A 15,428-nucleotide genomic window follows, 5' to 3' on the forward strand; every position below is an offset into this window, starting at 1 on the left:
TGGGCGCGACCTCGTTTTTTCTTTGGTGTGCGGAGCCCCTGGGGCCCCGCCGGGATCACATGGCCGAGTGGATCATGTCGTCGGGGATATCGGCCCCGGCGTTTTCCTCGAACCAGCGTGCCGCACCGGGGTGCCACATCATGACGCCGTTCTTGTCCCAGTGCTCGGCCAGCGTCTCGCGGGCGGCGGCGTGGATGCCGACCATGCGCTCGTTGTCGGACATGACCGTGTCAACGACGGCGTAGACGAAGCTCTCGGGCAGGTCGCAGTTGGCGATGGCGAAGTTCCACATCGCCACCGAGCGCGCGGGCGCCTCGAGCGTGGTGTAGGTATCGGCCGCGATGTTGTAGGCCGAAACCGGGAACGCCGCCATGATCTGGGCCTGCTCTTCCTCGGTGAACTCGATGATGTTCACGTCGGTCTGCACCTCGAGCTGCGACACGGCCGGAACCGGCACGCCCGCGGCGAAGGCGATCACGTCCAGGACGCCGTCCTGCAGCTGCGTGCCGAGGTCGGCCCAGCCGCCGTTGCGGCGCTCGAATTCGACGCCGAGCGCTTCCATCATGCGCGGGAAGTAGGTGTCCGAGGTCGAGCCCGCGGGGCCGAAGCCGATGCGTGCGCCTGCGGGGATGTCGGAGATCTGCGTGATGCCCGTGGAAGACAGCGCCGTCACCGAGAAGGGCGTCTGGTACATCGGGAACATGGCGCAGGCGTTGGTCATCTGCAGGCCGGGCGCGATCGGGTTGGTGCCGGCGAGCGATTCCGCGGCCGGGCCCATGGTGGTCATGCCGAACTGTGCCTCGCCGGTATGGACGAGCGCCATGTTCTGCATCGGTCCGCCGGTAACCTCGGCGCCGCCGGACAGGCCCAGTTCCTCGGCCACGAGGTTGGCCCAGCCCGAGCCGTAGACGAAGAAGGTGCCGCCCTGCGAGGCGGTGCCGACGGTGAAGCTTTCGGGCCAGCCTTCGCGGTCGGCATGGGCGTCGGCGAAGACGGCGGTGGCGGTCAGCGCGGTCGTGGCCGCGAGTGCGGCGATACGGGTCAGTTTCATCGGGTGTCTTTCCCTCCAGGTCGGTGTTCGCACCGTCGGGACATGGAAATGCGCGGGACGGGGCACGCCGCGTGCGGCGTCCGGACCGTCTCGTCTCCTCCCTGCCGTCCTTCCGGCGTTGATGCGGGCCGGGCTCCCTCCCGGTCCGTCGCGGTGCGGGATGGACCGATCCGCCCAGCCATGCAACCGCTGCAGACCCGGTTTGCGCTAACGTCAGCGGTTTTCAGGGGGCGAGGGGTCGATATCGACCCAAACGCGCGTCGGCTGTGTTACCGACAGGTGACATTGCGCGGGATCGGGGCCGCGCCGCGGCCGTGCCGGCCCATCCGGCGTTTCAGTCCGGACGGAAATCCTGCCGGTCGAGACCGTGTTTCTGCATCTTCTCGTAGAGCGCCTTGCGGCTCAGGCCGAGCGCTTCGTAGGTCGCCTTGACGCTGCCGCCCTGCGCGGCGAGCGCGGCCGCGATCAGCGCCTTCTCGTGGGCCGCGACACGTTCGGCGAGGCTTTCGCCCGGGCCGGCCTGGCCGGGCCCGCCTTCGAGGCCGAGGGCATAGCGCTCGGCGGCGTTGCGCAACTCCCGCACATGTCCCGGCCAGTCGCGCGCGGCCAGCGCCGCCAGCACGGCGCCCGGCACCTGGGGCGTGTCGCGTCCCGCCCGCGCCACCGCATCGGCGAGAAACCCCATGAAGAGCGCCGGGATGTCCTCGCGCCGCGCGTCGAGACCGGGCACCCGGAGCGTCACCACGTTCAGCCTGTAGAGCAGGTCGGCGCGGAACTCGCCTGCGGCGGCGGCGGCCTCGAGGTCGCGCTTGGAGGCGGCGACGAAGCGCACGTCGAGCGGCATCGCCTCGTTCGAGCCGAGCCGCGTGATCTGCCGGTCCTGGATGGCGTGCAGAAGCTTGGCCTGAAGCGGCATCGGCAGGCTGTCGATCTCGTCGAGAAAGACCGTGCCGCCGCGGGCATGCTCGAATTTGCCATAACGCGCCCGCGTCGCGCCGGGAAACGCGCCGCTTTCGTGGCCGAACAGCTCGCTTTCGATCAGCCCCTCGGGAAGTGCGGCGCAATTGACCTGCACGAAGGGCATGCCGGCCCGCCTGCTGGCCTCGTGAAGCGCGCGGGCGACCTGTTCCTTGCCGGTGCCCGTCGCGCCCTCGATCAGGACGTCGGCATCGGTGCCGGCCACGGCCCGCAACCGCTCGCGAAGGGACCGCATGGCGCCGCTCTGGCCGCTCAGGCGGGCCGCGATCGGGTCGGGCAGGGCGCCGCCCGCCGCCGCCACGCTCCGCAATGCGCGGTTTTCCAGCGTCAACCGCCGCTTGTCGAGCGCGCGCGCCACGCTCTCGGTCAGGCGGGCCGGGGCATATGGTTTTTCGAGAAAGTCATAGGCGCCCTCGCGCATCGACTGCACCGCAAGCTCCACGTCGCCGTGGCCCGTCACGAGGATTACCGGCAGGTCGGGATCGCGCGTCAGGCTTTCCCGCATCAGGCTCAGCCCGTCCATCCCCGGCATGCGGATATCGGTGACGAGGATGCCCGGAAACCCGCGCGAGAGATGCGCGAGCGCGGCCTCCGCCCGGTCGCAGAGGATCACGTCCAGATCGGCCAGTTGCAGCGTCTGCGCCGCGGCATGGCGCAGGTGGCCCTCGTCGTCGACGAAAAGGACGGGCCCCGGCGGCATCCCGATGACCGGACCGCTCATTCCGCCGCCATCCCGCCTTGCGTCTCTGCGGGCGCCGCGCTCCGCCTCAGCGTCACCGAGAAGACGGCGCCGCCCTCGGGGTGGTTGAGAACCGACAGGCGCCCGTCGAAATCGCGCACGATGTTGTAGGAGATCGAAAGCCCCAAGCCGAGGCCCTGTCCCGGCTCCTTTGTGGTGAAGAACGGGTCGAAGGCCTGCGCGAGCGCGTCCTTCGACAGGCCCGGACCGTGGTCGCGGACATCGAGCCGGCAGGTGCCATCCTCCGGCCCGCCCTCGGAAATCAGCGCCATCTCGATCCGCGGCACGTCGTTGTCCGCCATCGCATCGAGCGCGTTGCTGAGGAGGTTCACGATGACCTGCTGCAGGCGTACGCGCCCCCCGAGGACCCAGGTCTCGGGGTCCGGCGCGAGGTGGCGAACCTCCGCGCCCGCCTTGGACAACCGCGGCTGCATCAGTTCCAGCGCGTCGGCGATCACCGCGCCCAGCGGCACGGGGCCGGTCTTGTCCTGCGGGCGGCGCGCGAAGTTCCTCAGGTGCCGGGAGATCGTCGCCATCCGGTCGGCCATGGCCGAAATGCGCCCGACATTCTCGCGCGCCTCGGCCGCCCGCCCCCGGTCGAGGAAGGTCGCGGCATTGTCGGCGTAGGACTTCACCGCGGCGAGCGGCTGGTTGAATTCGTGACTGAGCGCGGCCGACATCTGTCCAAGTGCCGCGAGCTTGCCGGCCTGCACCAGTTCGGCCTGGGTTCGGCGCAGACGCTCCTCCGCCGCGCGGCGCTCTTCCACCTCGCCACGCAGGCGCGCGTTGGCCTCGTCGAGGTCGCGCGTGCGGTCGCGCACCCGGGCCTCCAGTTCGGCCTGCTGGCTGTGCTGCCGCGCGAGCCGTTCCATCAGTTGCGCGCGCCGTTGCACCACCACCGCCGCGATCAGGCCGCTGACGACAATCAGAAGCAGGACGAGGCCGAGCACCGTCCAGGCCTGGGCTATGGCCGGCGCCGTCGGCGTCAGGATCGACACCCGCCAGCCCGGCGCGGCGATCAGCGCGGTCTGGAACACGAAGTCCTCGGCGCCCCCCTCGGCGTCCGTGACGGTCATCCGCTCCATGTCCGGGCCGAGAGGCGTCCGGCGCGCCTGAAGCGGTTGCAGCGCGTCGAGCGGGTATTGCCGCGTCGCCGCGATCGCCTCGATCGCGGGTTCGGGCACGGGGCCGAGCGTCCGGAAGTGCCAGTCCGGACGATCGGACAGGAAGATCACGTTGCTCGTATCGGTGACGATGATCGTGCTTTCGGAGTTGGCCCAGGTCTCCTCGTACCCGTCGAGCGTGATCTTCACGGCAACGACGCCGAGCCGCTCGGTCTCGGCGATGACCGGGGCGGCGAAGAAATAGCCGCGCTGGTTCGACGTCGTGCCGAGGGCGTGGAAACGGCCGACGCCCTCGGACAGCGCCTCGGTGAAATAGGGGCGGAACGCGAAGTTGCGCCCGAGAAAGGACGCCTCCGAGCGATAGTTCGAGGTCGCCACGGTCCGCCCCTCGAGGTCCATGACGTAGATGTCCGACACGTCGAGCGACAACGCGCTCTGGCGCAGAAGTTCGTTGGTGAACGGCACCAGGCCGGCGTTCTCGGGCTCGCGCAGGAGCTGGACGAGGATCGGGCGTTCCGCGATCAGGGCGGGCAGCGCCTCGGTCCGCTCCAGCGCGCCGCGCAGCACCTCGGTGGCGAGCCTGAGCGTGGCCCGGTCGGACGCGCCCGCGCGCTCCAGGTAATGCGCCTCGATTCGGGGCAGCGCCGCGAAGGCGAGAAGAACCGCGGCCGCCAGCACGGCCAGAAGCCCGCGCAAGGCGCGCCGCGGGCGTGCGGCGGACGGGTCGGGCAGGGGGGCGGTGGCGGTGCGGTCGATCATGGCCGCCCGAGTATGGCCCTGTCGGCAAGGGCTTACCAGCCTGCGCGCGCGCGATGCCAGAGCTTTCGCTGGCGCGGCGGTGCGCAGCCGGTCTATCGTCGGCCCGGGCCGCGGCGAGAGCGCGGCGTCCGAACCGGAGGAGTCGCGATGAAAGCCCAGTCCACCGCATTGAGCCTTGCCGCGCTCTGCCTGCTTGCCCATCCCGCGCTGGCCCAGGCGCCCGAGTGTGGCGGGATCGGTGCCGGGGGGGCATGGATCGGCGGGACGCCCGAGGCATCGGACCCTGCCATGGCGGCCGATGCCCTGACGCTCGGCGGGGTCTCCGTGCCGCTGGGCGCCCCCGCAGTGGCGCTGTTCACGCTGTCCGCGCCCATGCCCCTCAGGCTCGAGGCGGCCTCGGCGAACGGGGACCCGGTTCTGGAACTCTACGACGCGTCGGGCGCGCTGATCGTCACCGATGACGATTCCGGAGGCGGCCTCGACTCGCGCGCCGAGACCGAGCTGGCTCCGGGTGGCTATTGCCTTGCCGTGCGCGGCTTCGGGGGCTCGACGCTTGCCGCCGATATCCGGGTGGGCCGTCTGGAGCACGAGCCGCTGACGGTCGGACTTGCCGGCGGCTTCTTCGAACCCGGTGGCGGGCTGACCGGCCCCGAATTCGTCGGCATCCAGCCCTGCACCGCCGATACGCCGGCTGTCGCCCTGACGCAGGGTCCGATCGAGGCCGCGCTCGATCTGGGCGGGGCGCAGGCGACGGGGACCGTGACAGACACGCCCTATTACAGGTTCACCCTCGCCACCCCGCAAAGCCTGTCCCTGCGCGCCCATAACGAGGCCGCGGACCCCTACATCTACCTCTTCGACGGATCGGGTGCGCTTCTTGCGGAGAACGACGATTACGCCAGCCTCAACTCCCGCATCGACATGACCGACCCGCCGTTGCAGCCCGGCACCTATTGCGTGGGCATGCGCGCGCTTTCCGATCCCGACCTTCCGGTGACGCTCCAGGTTCTGCGGTTCGATGCGGCGGCGGCCGAGGCGGAACTGATCGCATCGGGCGAGGCCGCGCCGCCGCTCGACGGCTCCTGGCCGGTCACCGCGATGGGGCTCCTGCCGCCGGTCTCGGTGCGCGACCTGCAGGTGCAGGGCACCCAGGCGGTTTGGCTGTCCTTCGAGGTGGGCGCGCCCACGCTTCTGGTGATCGACGCGGTGGAGGTGCGGGACTCGGACCCCGTCATCATCCTTTACGACGCGGGCGGCCAGGAGATCGCCTACAACGATGACAGCAACGGGACGCTGAACAGCCAGATCCTGACACGGCTCGATGTCGGCATCTATCTTCTGGCCGTGCGGCAATACTCCGATGGCTACATGGGCACGATCCGCCTGTCGGCCGAGCGTTTCGTGCGCGCGCCGCAGTAGCGCTCAGGCTTCGTCGAGCGCGGCGATGATCGCGCCGAAATCGGTGGCCTTCAGCGAGGCGCCGCCCACAAGCGCGCCGTCGACGTTCGACACCGCGAAGATCTCGGTCGCGTTGCCGGGCTTGACCGACCCGCCATAAAGGATGCGCACGGACCGTCCCACGCCCGCGCCGAAGCGCGCCTCCAGCCGCGCGCGGATGAAATCGTGCACCTCGCCGATCTGGTCCGTGGTGGGCGTGCGGCCCGTGCCGATGGCCCAGACCGGTTCGTAGGCGATCACGAGGTTGTCGCCGGTGACGAGGTCGGGCACCGAGCCCGCAAGCTGGCCCGAGATGATGTCGAGCGTGTTCGAGGCGTCGCGCTGTGCCTCGGTCTCGCCGACGCAGACGATGACCCGAAGTCCCGCCGCAAGGGCCGCGCGGGCCTGCGCGCGGACGTCGTCATCGCCCTCGCCATGGTCGGCGCGCCGCTCGGAATGTCCAACGATGACGTAGGACGCGCCCGCGTCGGCCAGCATCGCAGCCGAAAGATCGCCGGTATGGGCACCGCTTTCGGCCGGGTGACAGCATTGCGCACCAACCTTGACCGGGCCGCCGGCCGCACGCGCGGCCATGAGCGAGATCAGCGTCGCCGGCGGGCAGATCAGCACCTCGGACCGTGGCGCGGGGTGAGCGGCGGCAAGCGCGTCGATCTCCGCCAGGTCGGCGGCGAGGCCGTTCATCTTCCAGTTGCCCGCAGCCAGTTTCACGCGCATCGGCCCGTTCCTTTCCGTGTGGGAGGGGTGCGGCCCCGTGGATGGCAAGATAGGCCCCCGGGGTCAAGCCGGGCGTCCCGGACCGGCGGGTCTTTACCCCCTGCTCGGTAATCCTTATATCTTTGCTCAGATTTCGCCGACGGATACCAGAAGGCAGAGGACCGGACGCATGGCCGAGAACCCCGAGATGATGGAAGGCGCGCCGCTGATCCGGCCGTCGAGCACCGACCATCCCCTCTACGACACCATCGTGGAGGCGTGCCGGACGGTCTACGACCCCGAGATCCCGGTGAACATCTTCGACCTCGGGCTGGTCTACACGATCGACATCGCGCCCGACAACGCGGTGAACGTCGTGATGACGCTGACCGCGCCGGGCTGCCCCGTCGCCGGAGAGATGCCGGGCTGGGTCGCCGATGCCATCGAACCGCTCGAAGGCGTGAAGCAGGTCGATGTCGAGATCACCTGGGATCCGCCCTGGGGCATGGACATGATGTCGGACGAGGCGCGCCTCGAGCTTGGCTTCATGTAGGCCATCGCCTGCGATCCAACCTGTTGCGGCCTCTCCCCACCCCAGACACTATCGCCGTCCAACCGACGGAGCGCGCCTTGCCCCCATCCCTGAGATCCGGTGGTGCGCAAGCGCCCCGAGCGGTCCATCCGGGCTGCGAACGGTCGGGAACGCCGCGCCATGCTTGAGACCTTCGCGGCACTTCTGCTGGCCCATGTCCTTGCCGACTATGTCCTGCAGACGCGCTGGATCGTCGTGTCCAAGCGTGGCCCGGGTTTCGCCGTGCATATCGGCCTCGTCTTCGTCACCGCCCTGCTTTGCCTCGGGCAGGTCTCCCTGCCGGTCCTTGTCGTGACGGCGGCGCATCTCGCTATCGATGCCACCAAGACCCTGCTGATGCCCTCGCGGCTCTGGAGCTATCTCGCCGATCAGGCGCTGCATCTGATGTCCATCGCGACGGTCGCCGCCCTGTTCCCGGAGGCCTGGGCGCTCGGGGTCTGGGCCGACATGGCGCCGGCCTGGATACCTGCCGCGATCGCGGGACTGGCCGGACTGATCTTCGCCACGCGCGCAGGCCAGTTCGCCATCGATTATCTCGTGGGCGGGAAGGCCGGCGAGGCGTCCTCCGGGCAGGGGGCGCAGACCGGCCTCGTCGAACGCGCGCTGGTCTTCATCAGCGTGACGGTCGGTCAGCCCTGGTGGGCCGGCGCGCTCCTTGCGGCCAAGGCCGCCTGGATCGGCCTGTCCGGCGCGCGCCGTCCGGCGGCGCTCGGCCGGATCGCGACCGGAACGCTGGCAAGCTTCGGTTGGGCGTTCGCCACCGGTCTCGCGACTGCGGCAATCGTCACGCGTCTTGCCGCCGCCTCCCTTGGCGGCCCTTGAGAAAAGGCGGTTTCGCACATACACTCAAGTGGGAGCAGAAAGGACGCATCCATGTTCGGCATTCCCGGCAAGCAGGCCGTTTCCATCACACCGGCCGCCGCCAGGCAGATCGCGAAGCTGATGGCGCGCGACGGGTCGCAGGGCCTGCGCATCGGCGTGAAGAAGGGCGGCTGCGCGGGCATGGAATACACCATGGACTACGTGACCGAGGTCGATCCCCATGACGAGATCGTGGAACAGGACGGCGCCCGCGTGATGATCGCCCCCATGGCGCAGATGTTCCTGTTCGGCACCGAGATAGATTACGAGGTTTCCCTGCTCGAAGCGGGCTTCAGGTTCCGCAACCCCAACGTCGCGGATGCCTGCGGCTGCGGCGAGTCGATCAAGTTCAAGGATGTCGAGGAACTCGAGGCCGAGCAGGCCGCCGCGCGCGGCTGAGATGGCCGTCTCGCAGGGCGATATCGACCGTGCGGTCGAGTTGTTCTCGGGCCTTGGTGACATCGCCACGCGCAAGATGATGGGCGGTCTCTGCCTTTATCACGAGGGCACGATCTTCGCGATCCTGATGTCCGACGGCGCGCTGCTTCTGAAGGGCGCCGGGGATTTCATCGACGAACTCGAGGCTGCGGGATGCACCCGCTGGACCTATTCCCGCGAGGGGGGCAAGCCGACCGCTATGCCCTACTGGTCCATGCCCGATGCCGCTTTCGACGATCCCGACCTCGCCTGCGACTGGGCGCGAAGGGCGCTGGCGCATCTCTGAGGCGCGGGACTTGTCCCGCCGCGCGAAACGCGCGACAGGGGTGCCATGGCTGACCGTTTTTCCTTCTCTCTCAAGGCCACCTCCGGCAAGGCGCGCGCAGGCGTCATCTCGACCCCGCGCGGCGAGATCCGCACGCCCGCCTTCATGCCGGTGGGGACGGCCGCCACCGTCAAAGCGATGCTGCCCGAAAGCGTCGCGGCCACCGGCGCCGACATCCTGCTCGGCAATACCTATCACCTGATGCTGCGCCCCACGGCCGAGCGCATCGCGCGGCTGGGCGGCCTGCACCGCTTCATGAACTGGGAAAAGCCGATCCTCACCGACTCGGGCGGTTTCCAGGTGATGAGTCTCGCGGACCTCAGGAAGCTGAGCGAGGAGGGGGTCCAGTTCCGCTCCCACATCGACGGATCGCGGCACATGCTGAGCCCGGAGCGGTCGATGGAGATCCAGAAGCTTCTCGGCTCGGACATCGTGATGTGCTTCGACGAATGTCCCGCGCTGCCTGCCACCGATGACGAGGTGGCCCGTGCCACGCGGCTTTCCATGCGGTGGGCGGAGCGGTCGAAGGCGGCCTTCGGGGATCGGCCGGGGCACGCGCTCTTCGGGATCCAGCAAGGTGGCGTGACGCGCGAGCTTCGCGAGGAAAGCGCCGAAAAACTCAGGGAAATCGGGTTCGACGGCTACGCGGTCGGCGGCCTTGCCGTGGGCGAGGGGCAGGAGGCCATGTTCGGCGTTCTCGACTATGCGCCCGATATGCTGCCGCAGGACCGCCCGCGCTACCTGATGGGCGTGGGCAAGCCCGACGACATCGTGGGTGCCGTGGCACGCGGGATCGACATGATGGATTGCGTCCTGCCTTCGCGTTCGGGGCGGACCGGGCAGGCCTTCACCCGCCATGGCGTCGTGAACATCAAGAACGCGCGGCATGCGGACGATCCGCGCCCGCTTGACGAGGCGTGCGCCTGTCCCGCCTGCCGTGGATATTCCCGCGCCTATCTGCACCACGTCTTCCGCGCGGGCGAGATCATCGCCTCGATGCTCCTGACCTGGCACAACCTGCATTACTACCAGGAATTGATGGCGGGGATGCGCGCCGCGATCGCCGAGGACCGGTTCGCCGCCTTCGAGGCGGCGTTCCACGCGCGCCGCGCCGAGGGTGATATCCCCCCGCTCTGACACGCCGCAGCCTCTCCCGCGTCGACACGCCGCCAGCCAAAAACAATGGCCCGCCGGAGGGTGAAAACCGGCGGGCCTAGTCGAGTGGGAACAGGGGCAGTCCCACCCAAGTTCAGGGTTTGGTGTCCCGCTGTTAACCTCGCGGTCGGCCGTCGGGATCGTGGATGACTATGCTCCCTTGGACCCGCGGGAAGACAATTCCCCCCGTTTGTTGGTCGGCCATAAATCCGCCGGACCGGTCCTTCCCCCAGATCGGCCTCCACGCGACGTTGGAGACACCTGAACCATTGCATACGAAAAAGTTGCAGGAAATTGATCCATGTCAACTTTCCCGCGGATACCGCCGAAATCTGTGGATAGCTCGTGCCGTGAACCTTCGTCGCAGCATGGTGCCGGGTTCGCGGCCGGTTTCGCCATTGTGGCCGCAGGCCGGGGGATGCAGACTGTTCCCCATTCCGGGCGCATGGGCAGAAGCGGTTGAAACCGACGGGGCCGCGCCCCAGATTCCACTCTCCTGACCGGGGAGGGCCAGGAGGCTGCCGCATGACGGGGCCGACGCACCGCGAAAAGGTGGGCCCTTCTGCCAAGAACCGAGGAAGGCAAGATGCCAGAGCATAACGCAACCTATCCTGTCCTGCCGCTGCGCGACATCGTGGTGTTTCCCCACATGATCGTGCCGCTCTTCGTCGGGCGCGAGAAATCCGTTCGCGCGCTGGAAGAGGTGATGCAGGACGACAAGCAGATCCTCCTGTCGAGCCAGATGGACCCTGCCGTGGACGATCCGACGCCCGACGGCATCTACCGCGCCGGCGTGCTCGCCAACGTGCTGCAACTGCTCAAGCTCCCCGACGGCACCGTGAAGGTGCTGGTCGAGGGCCGCGCGCGCGTGCAGATCGAGGAATTCACCGCGACCGAGGATTTCTTCGAGGCCCGGGTGTCGCCCCTCGCAGAAGAGCCGGGGGACCCCGCGGCGGTTACCGCGCTGACGCGGTCGGTGGCCGAGGAGTTCGAGAAATATGCCAAGGTGAAGAAGAACGTCCCCGAGGACGCCCTGACCAGCGTCTCGGAGACGACCGATCCCGCCAAGCTCGCCGACCTCGTCTCGGGGCATCTCGGTATCGAGGTGGCACAGAAGCAGGACCTGCTGGAGACGCTCGACGTGGCCGAGCGGCTGGAGAAGGTCTATGGCCTGATGCAGGGCGAAATGTCTGTTCTGCAGGTCGAGAAGAAGATCAAGACCCGCGTGAAGTCGCAGATGGAGCGCACGCAGCGCGAGTATTATCTCAACGAACAGATGAAGGCGATCCAGCGCGAGCTGGGCGATGGCGACGAGGGCGGCGAAGTGGCCGAGCTCGAGGAGCGTATCGCCAGGACGAAGCTGTCGAAGGAGGCCCGTGAAAAGGCCGAGGCCGAGATCAAGAAGCTCAAGTCGATGAGCCCGATGAGCGCCGAGGCGACCGTCGTGCGCAACTACCTCGAGTGGATGCTGTCGATCCCGTGGGGCGTGAAGTCGCGCACCAAGAAGGACCTTGGGCGCGCCCAGAAGGTGCTGGATGACGACCACTTCGGGCTTGAGAAGGTCAAGGAACGGATCGTCGAATACCTCGCCGTGCAGCAGCGTTCGGCCAAGCTGAAGGGGCCGATCCTGTGCCTCGTCGGCCCGCCCGGCGTGGGCAAGACCTCGCTCGGCAAGTCCGTCGCCAAGGCCACGGGGCGCGAGTTCATTCGCATATCGCTCGGCGGCGTGCGCGACGAGAGCGAGATCCGCGGCCACCGCCGGACCTATATCGGCTCCATGCCCGGCAAGATCATCCAGGCGCTGAAGAAGGCCAAGACGACGAACCCGCTCATCTTGCTCGACGAGATCGACAAGATGGGACAGGACTTCCGCGGCGATCCGGCCTCGGCGATGCTGGAGGTTCTGGATCCGGAGCAGAACTCGACCTTCGCCGACCATTACCTCGAGGTGGAATACGACCTCTCGAACGTGATGTTCATCACCACGGCGAACTCCTACAACATGCCCGGGCCGCTTCTGGACCGGATGGAGATCATCCCGCTCGCCGGCTACACCGAGGACGAGAAGCGCGAGATCGCGCGGCGGCACCTGCTGCCCAAGCAGATCAAGAACCACGGTCTGAAGGCGAGGGAATTCGCCGTCACCGATGAGGCGCTGACCGACGTGATCCGCTACTACACCCGCGAGGCCGGTGTCCGGAACCTCGAGCGTGAACTGGCCAAGCTTTCTCGGAAGGCGCTGACCAAGATCCTCAAGAAGGAGACGGACCACGTCGAGGTGACGCCGGATACTCTCGAGGACATGCTGGGCGTGCGCCGCTTCAAGTACGGCCTCGCCGAGAAGGAGGACCAGATCGGCGTCGTCACGGGGCTTGCCTGGACGTCCGTCGGCGGCGACCTCTTGTCGATCGAGGCGCTGCGTCTGCCGGGCAAGGGCCGGATGAAGACCACGGGCAAGCTCGGCGACGTGATGAAGGAGTCGATCGACGCGGCCGCCTCCTACGTCCGGTCCATCGCGCCGAAGATCGGGGTGAAACCGCCCCGGATCGACCGCTGGGACATCCACGTGCACGTGCCCGAGGGCGCGACGCCCAAGGACGGGCCGAGCGCGGGGATCGCGATGGTGACCTCCATCGTCTCGGTCCTGACGCAGATCCCGGTCCGCAAGGACATCGCCATGACGGGCGAGGTCACGCTGCGCGGAAACGTCCTGCCGATCGGCGGGCTGAAGGAAAAGCTTCTGGCGGCCCTGCGCGGCGGGATCACCACGGTGCTGATCCCGGCAGAGAACGCGAAGGACCTGCCCGAGATCCCCGACAACGTGAAGGAGGGGCTGACCATCATCCCCGTCGCGCACGTGTCGGAGGTGCTGGAGAAGGCGCTGGTCCGCGCGCCCGAGCCGATCGACTGGGACGAGGAGGCCGAGGAGGCCGCCGCGGCGCAGGCGAAGCTCGAAGGCGGCGGGGAGGCAGCGGTCGCGCACTGAGCGCGGTCGCCCACCGACCAGTGACATGAAAAAGACCCGCCGCGTTCCATCGCGGCGGGTCTTCTTTCTTAGCCCATTGGGCCATCCGCGGGCTTGGGTTTCGCGGGCGGCACCCCCGGGCTGCCGTCATCGAGGCCCTGGGGCCTGTCAGTGATGCGTGACTGCCGCCACGAAGATCAGGAACAGGATCGGCACGAGGATCCCGCCGCTGCTTGCGGCCGTGTCCTCGATGATCACGGCGGGGGTCATGGCGGGTTCGACCATGCCACCGGCATGGGCAGTTCCGGCGACGAGCGCGAGGCTGATCGCGGCGGCAGAGGCGAGTCTTTTCATGGGTTTGGTCCCTGGCAGCTGGTAAAAAGTTCGTGGCCACCCCGGCACGTGCGGAGGGCGCAGGCCAACTGTCGGAGGTGACGCGGGCCCTTTGCAAGCGATGGGCGGAATCTTGCCGGCAACGAGTCACCGAAATGACACTGGTTTGCCGTTCTGCGTGGCCTGCGGACCACGATCGACGGCTCGCGCCGCTTTTTTCGGGGCCTCTTCTTGATCGGCTCGCGGCAAAACGGAACCTGTGGATAAAATTGACGCAGGCGATTCTCCCGTCGCCGCCAAGAGAGTTCTTCATGCCGGATCTCAGCCGACGCCATCTGCTTCTGACCGCGACTGCCGCGCTGGCGGCGCCGGCGCTCGTCGGGCGCGCGGAAGCGCAGTCCTTCGTCGAGGCGGCCTTTCCCGGCCGTGGCTCGATCGACTCGGGCATGCAGGCGACGGTCACCCGGATCTCGACACGCCAGCCGCTGGTTGCATTGACGTTCGATGACGGGCCGCACCACAGCCTGACGCCGCAGCTGCTCGACCTGCTTGCGGGTTACAACATTCGCGCGACCTTCTACGTGATCGGATCGCGCGTGGCGCAGCATCCCCAGCTTGCCGCGCGCATCGCCTCCGAAGGGCACGAGATCGGCAACCACACGTGGTCCCACCCGAGCCTTTTCGGCCATTCCGATGCCAGCATCCTGAACCAGGTGGACCGGACCAACGAGGCGGTGATGAACGCCGTGGGGCGCATCCCGGTCACGATGCGGCCACCCTATGGCAACCTCTACCCCCAACAGCGTCTGATGCTGCACGCGGCCCGCGGCATGCCGACCGTCCTGTGGTCGGTCGACCCCGAGGACTGGCGCCGCCCCGGCAGCTCGGTCGTGGCGCAGCGCATCGTCAACCGGAGCCATCCGGGCGACGTGGTGCTGGCCCACGACATCCATGGCGCCACGGTCCGGGCGATGCCGGCGACGATCGAGGGGCTGGCCTCGCGCGGTTTCCGGTTCGTCACGGTGTCGGAACTGATCGGATGGCCGCGCTGGGATAGCCGGCGCATGCGCATCGCGGCGCGGAGCCAGCAAGGCTAGGACAGCCCGCTCAGCCCCCTTACGCAAGAAAGCTGGCCAGTGCGCTGCCGGTCGGTTACGCTGTATCTCAAGCGGAAACAATCAACCGCAGAGGACCAGAGCAGAAAAATGGCGACATCGACGAAGACTGGCGCGGCGCGCAAATCGACCCCCGCGGGATCCCGGAAGAAGACGACAGGGACGGCCAGGAAGACCGCGGCTTCTAAACCGGCATCCGCGGCCACTGCGGCCAAGACGGCGAAGGCGCCCGCGACCGGCAAGACCCCCGCGAAGACCACCACGGCGAGGACCGGCAAGGCAACCTCCGCTTCCGCCGCCGCGAAGGATGCGCCCAAGGCGCCCGCGAAGGCCGTGACGACACCGGCGTCCGGCGCCGACACTGCCGCAGGCCCCGATGTGGCGGTCGCGGCGACCGCTCCGTCCGCCGAACCGGTGCGCCGCGGCGACCTGCTCGACGCCGTCGCCAAGCGCAGCGCGATGCGGCGCTCGGACCTCAAGCTCGCCATGGAACTCGTCCTCGAAGAGGTCGGCCGGATGCTGGAGGACAGCGACGAACTCGTCGTGCCGCCGCTCGGCAAGATCTCGGTCAAGAAGCGGGTTCCCCGGCCCGGCGGCGACATCCTGACGCTCAAGCTCAAGCGGACCGGAGGCGGCGGTCCGGGCGCCTGAGCCCGGCCGGCCGGCCGCACCGGTCGCGCGCCGCAGGTGCCCGATTGCCCCCTTGCGAACCCATCCGAGGATGGCTAAACCGCCTCCACTCGGCGGGTGATTAGCTCAGTGGTAGAGCGCTTCGTTCACATCGAAGATGTCGGGGGTTCAAATCCCTCATCACCCACCAGTTCCCTCCTGATCGCCAACTT

15 protein-coding genes and 1 tRNA gene are annotated in these 15,428 nt (G+C 68.3%); 10 read left to right on the forward strand and 6 right to left on the reverse strand.

Going from position 1 to position 15,428, the window contains the following annotated elements:
• Nucleotides 1-55 precede the first annotated feature (55 nt).
• From N8I71_RS02935 to N8I71_RS02945, 3 genes are all read right to left on the reverse strand, one after another.
• On the reverse strand, nucleotides 56-1,051 hold the full coding sequence (locus N8I71_RS02935) for a TAXI family TRAP transporter solute-binding subunit (protein ID WP_262876434.1): 996 nt from the start codon (nucleotides 1,049-1,051) through the stop codon (nucleotides 56-58).
• 334 nt (nucleotides 1,052-1,385) lie between these two features.
• Nucleotides 1,386-2,750, reverse strand: a complete 1,365-nt coding sequence (locus N8I71_RS02940) for a sigma-54-dependent transcriptional regulator (RefSeq protein WP_316249111.1) — start codon at nucleotides 2,748-2,750, stop codon at nucleotides 1,386-1,388.
• Nucleotides 2,747-4,651, reverse strand: coding sequence for a sensor histidine kinase (locus tag N8I71_RS02945; protein WP_262876435.1), 1,905 nt, complete (start codon nucleotides 4,649-4,651; stop codon nucleotides 2,747-2,749). Before N8I71_RS02945 ends, N8I71_RS02940 begins: the two co-directional genes overlap by 4 nt.
• A 147-nt stretch (nucleotides 4,652-4,798) precedes the next feature.
• Between N8I71_RS02945 and N8I71_RS02950 the strand changes: the two genes are divergently transcribed.
• A complete protein-coding gene (locus N8I71_RS02950; protein WP_262876436.1) occupies nucleotides 4,799-6,070 on the forward strand; it encodes a PPC domain-containing protein in 1,272 nt (423 codons plus the stop codon).
• 3 nt (nucleotides 6,071-6,073) lie between these two features.
• Here the strand turns inward: N8I71_RS02950 and tpiA are convergent, their stop codons facing one another.
• On the reverse strand, nucleotides 6,074-6,823 hold the full coding sequence (gene tpiA / locus N8I71_RS02955) for a triose-phosphate isomerase (protein ID WP_262876437.1): 750 nt from the start codon (nucleotides 6,821-6,823) through the stop codon (nucleotides 6,074-6,076).
• A 169-nt stretch (nucleotides 6,824-6,992) separates the two neighbouring features.
• Between tpiA and N8I71_RS02960 the strand changes: the two genes are divergently transcribed.
• The 6 genes from N8I71_RS02960 (at nucleotide 6,993) to lon (ending at nucleotide 13,159) form a co-directional block, all read left to right on the forward strand.
• Nucleotides 6,993-7,355, forward strand: a complete 363-nt coding sequence (locus N8I71_RS02960) for an SUF system Fe-S cluster assembly protein (protein ID WP_262876438.1) — start codon at nucleotides 6,993-6,995, stop codon at nucleotides 7,353-7,355.
• Nucleotides 7,356-7,514: 159 nt separating this feature from the next.
• Entirely contained in the window at nucleotides 7,515-8,216 is a 702-nt protein-coding gene (locus N8I71_RS02965) for a DUF3307 domain-containing protein (protein WP_262876439.1), read from the forward strand.
• A 51-nt stretch (nucleotides 8,217-8,267) separates the two neighbouring features.
• Nucleotides 8,268-8,654: a HesB/IscA family protein gene (locus N8I71_RS02970; protein ID WP_262876440.1), complete on the forward strand. Its 387-nt coding sequence runs from the start codon at nucleotides 8,268-8,270 to the stop codon at nucleotides 8,652-8,654.
• A gap of 1 nt (nucleotide 8,655) precedes the next feature.
• Entirely contained in the window at nucleotides 8,656-8,979 is a 324-nt protein-coding gene (locus N8I71_RS02975; protein WP_262876441.1) for a TfoX/Sxy family protein, read from the forward strand.
• A 45-nt stretch (nucleotides 8,980-9,024) separates the two neighbouring features.
• Nucleotides 9,025-10,155: a tRNA guanosine(34) transglycosylase Tgt gene (tgt, locus tag N8I71_RS02980; RefSeq protein ID WP_262876442.1), complete on the forward strand. Its 1,131-nt coding sequence runs from the start codon at nucleotides 9,025-9,027 to the stop codon at nucleotides 10,153-10,155.
• Nucleotides 10,156-10,759: 604 nt separating this feature from the next.
• Complete coding sequence (gene lon, locus N8I71_RS02985; protein WP_262876443.1) at nucleotides 10,760-13,159, forward strand: endopeptidase La; 2,400 nt, start codon at nucleotides 10,760-10,762, stop codon at nucleotides 13,157-13,159.
• A 147-nt stretch (nucleotides 13,160-13,306) separates the two neighbouring features.
• Here lon and N8I71_RS02990 read toward each other — a convergent pair whose 3' ends face one another.
• Entirely contained in the window at nucleotides 13,307-13,492 is a 186-nt protein-coding gene (locus N8I71_RS02990) for a hypothetical protein (RefSeq protein WP_262876444.1), read from the reverse strand.
• Nucleotides 13,493-13,782: 290 nt separating this feature from the next.
• On the opposite strand from N8I71_RS02990, the gene N8I71_RS02995 reads away from it, so the two are divergent.
• Nucleotides 13,783-14,568, forward strand: coding sequence for a polysaccharide deacetylase family protein (locus N8I71_RS02995; protein ID WP_262876445.1), 786 nt, complete (start codon nucleotides 13,783-13,785; stop codon nucleotides 14,566-14,568).
• Here the strand turns inward: N8I71_RS02995 and N8I71_RS03000 are convergent.
• Nucleotides 14,565-14,903 carry a hypothetical protein gene (locus tag N8I71_RS03000; protein ID WP_262876446.1) on the reverse strand — a complete coding sequence of 113 codons (339 nt, stop codon included), beginning with the start codon at nucleotides 14,901-14,903 and terminating at the stop codon, nucleotides 14,565-14,567. The genes N8I71_RS02995 and N8I71_RS03000 overlap by 4 nt on opposite strands.
• 16 nt (nucleotides 14,904-14,919) lie before the next feature.
• Here N8I71_RS03000 and N8I71_RS03005 point away from each other — a divergent pair, with 16 nt between their 5' ends.
• Both N8I71_RS03005 and N8I71_RS03010 read left to right on the forward strand, forming a co-directional pair.
• Nucleotides 14,920-15,237, forward strand: coding sequence for an HU family DNA-binding protein (locus N8I71_RS03005; protein WP_262876447.1), 318 nt, complete (start codon nucleotides 14,920-14,922; stop codon nucleotides 15,235-15,237).
• A 94-nt stretch (nucleotides 15,238-15,331) separates the two neighbouring features.
• Nucleotides 15,332-15,406: transfer RNA gene (locus tag N8I71_RS03010), tRNA-Val, on the forward strand.
• The last annotated feature ends 22 nt before the right edge of the window (nucleotides 15,407-15,428 follow it).

Origin of the sequence: Roseicyclus sediminis, assembly GCF_025515305.1 — a bacterium.
GTDB lineage: Bacteria > Pseudomonadota > Alphaproteobacteria > Rhodobacterales > Rhodobacteraceae > Roseibacterium > Roseibacterium sediminis.

What these genes read in the sequence shown, in the direction of transcription:
- N8I71_RS02935 (WP_262876434.1), bottom strand. Translation starts at nt 1,051, where the DNA reads ATGAAACTGACCCGTATCGCCGCACTCGCGGCCACGACCGCGCTGACC.
- N8I71_RS02940 (WP_316249111.1), bottom strand. Translation starts at nt 2,750, where the DNA reads ATGAGCGGTCCGGTCATCGGGATGCCGCCGGGGCCCGTCCTTTTCGTC.
- N8I71_RS02945 (WP_262876435.1), bottom strand. Translation starts at nt 4,651, where the DNA reads ATGATCGACCGCACCGCCACCGCCCCCCTGCCCGACCCGTCCGCCGCA.
- N8I71_RS02950 (WP_262876436.1), top strand. Translation starts at nt 4,799, where the DNA reads ATGAAAGCCCAGTCCACCGCATTGAGCCTTGCCGCGCTCTGCCTGCTT.
- tpiA (WP_262876437.1), bottom strand. Translation starts at nt 6,823, where the DNA reads ATGCGCGTGAAACTGGCTGCGGGCAACTGGAAGATGAACGGCCTCGCC.
- N8I71_RS02960 (WP_262876438.1), top strand. Translation starts at nt 6,993, where the DNA reads ATGGCCGAGAACCCCGAGATGATGGAAGGCGCGCCGCTGATCCGGCCG.
- N8I71_RS02965 (WP_262876439.1), top strand. Translation starts at nt 7,515, where the DNA reads ATGCTTGAGACCTTCGCGGCACTTCTGCTGGCCCATGTCCTTGCCGAC.
- N8I71_RS02970 (WP_262876440.1), top strand. Translation starts at nt 8,268, where the DNA reads ATGTTCGGCATTCCCGGCAAGCAGGCCGTTTCCATCACACCGGCCGCC.
- N8I71_RS02975 (WP_262876441.1), top strand. Translation starts at nt 8,656, where the DNA reads ATGGCCGTCTCGCAGGGCGATATCGACCGTGCGGTCGAGTTGTTCTCG.
- tgt (WP_262876442.1), top strand. Translation starts at nt 9,025, where the DNA reads ATGGCTGACCGTTTTTCCTTCTCTCTCAAGGCCACCTCCGGCAAGGCG.
- lon (WP_262876443.1), top strand. Translation starts at nt 10,760, where the DNA reads ATGCCAGAGCATAACGCAACCTATCCTGTCCTGCCGCTGCGCGACATC.
- N8I71_RS02990 (WP_262876444.1), bottom strand. Translation starts at nt 13,492, where the DNA reads ATGAAAAGACTCGCCTCTGCCGCCGCGATCAGCCTCGCGCTCGTCGCC.
- N8I71_RS02995 (WP_262876445.1), top strand. Translation starts at nt 13,783, where the DNA reads ATGCCGGATCTCAGCCGACGCCATCTGCTTCTGACCGCGACTGCCGCG.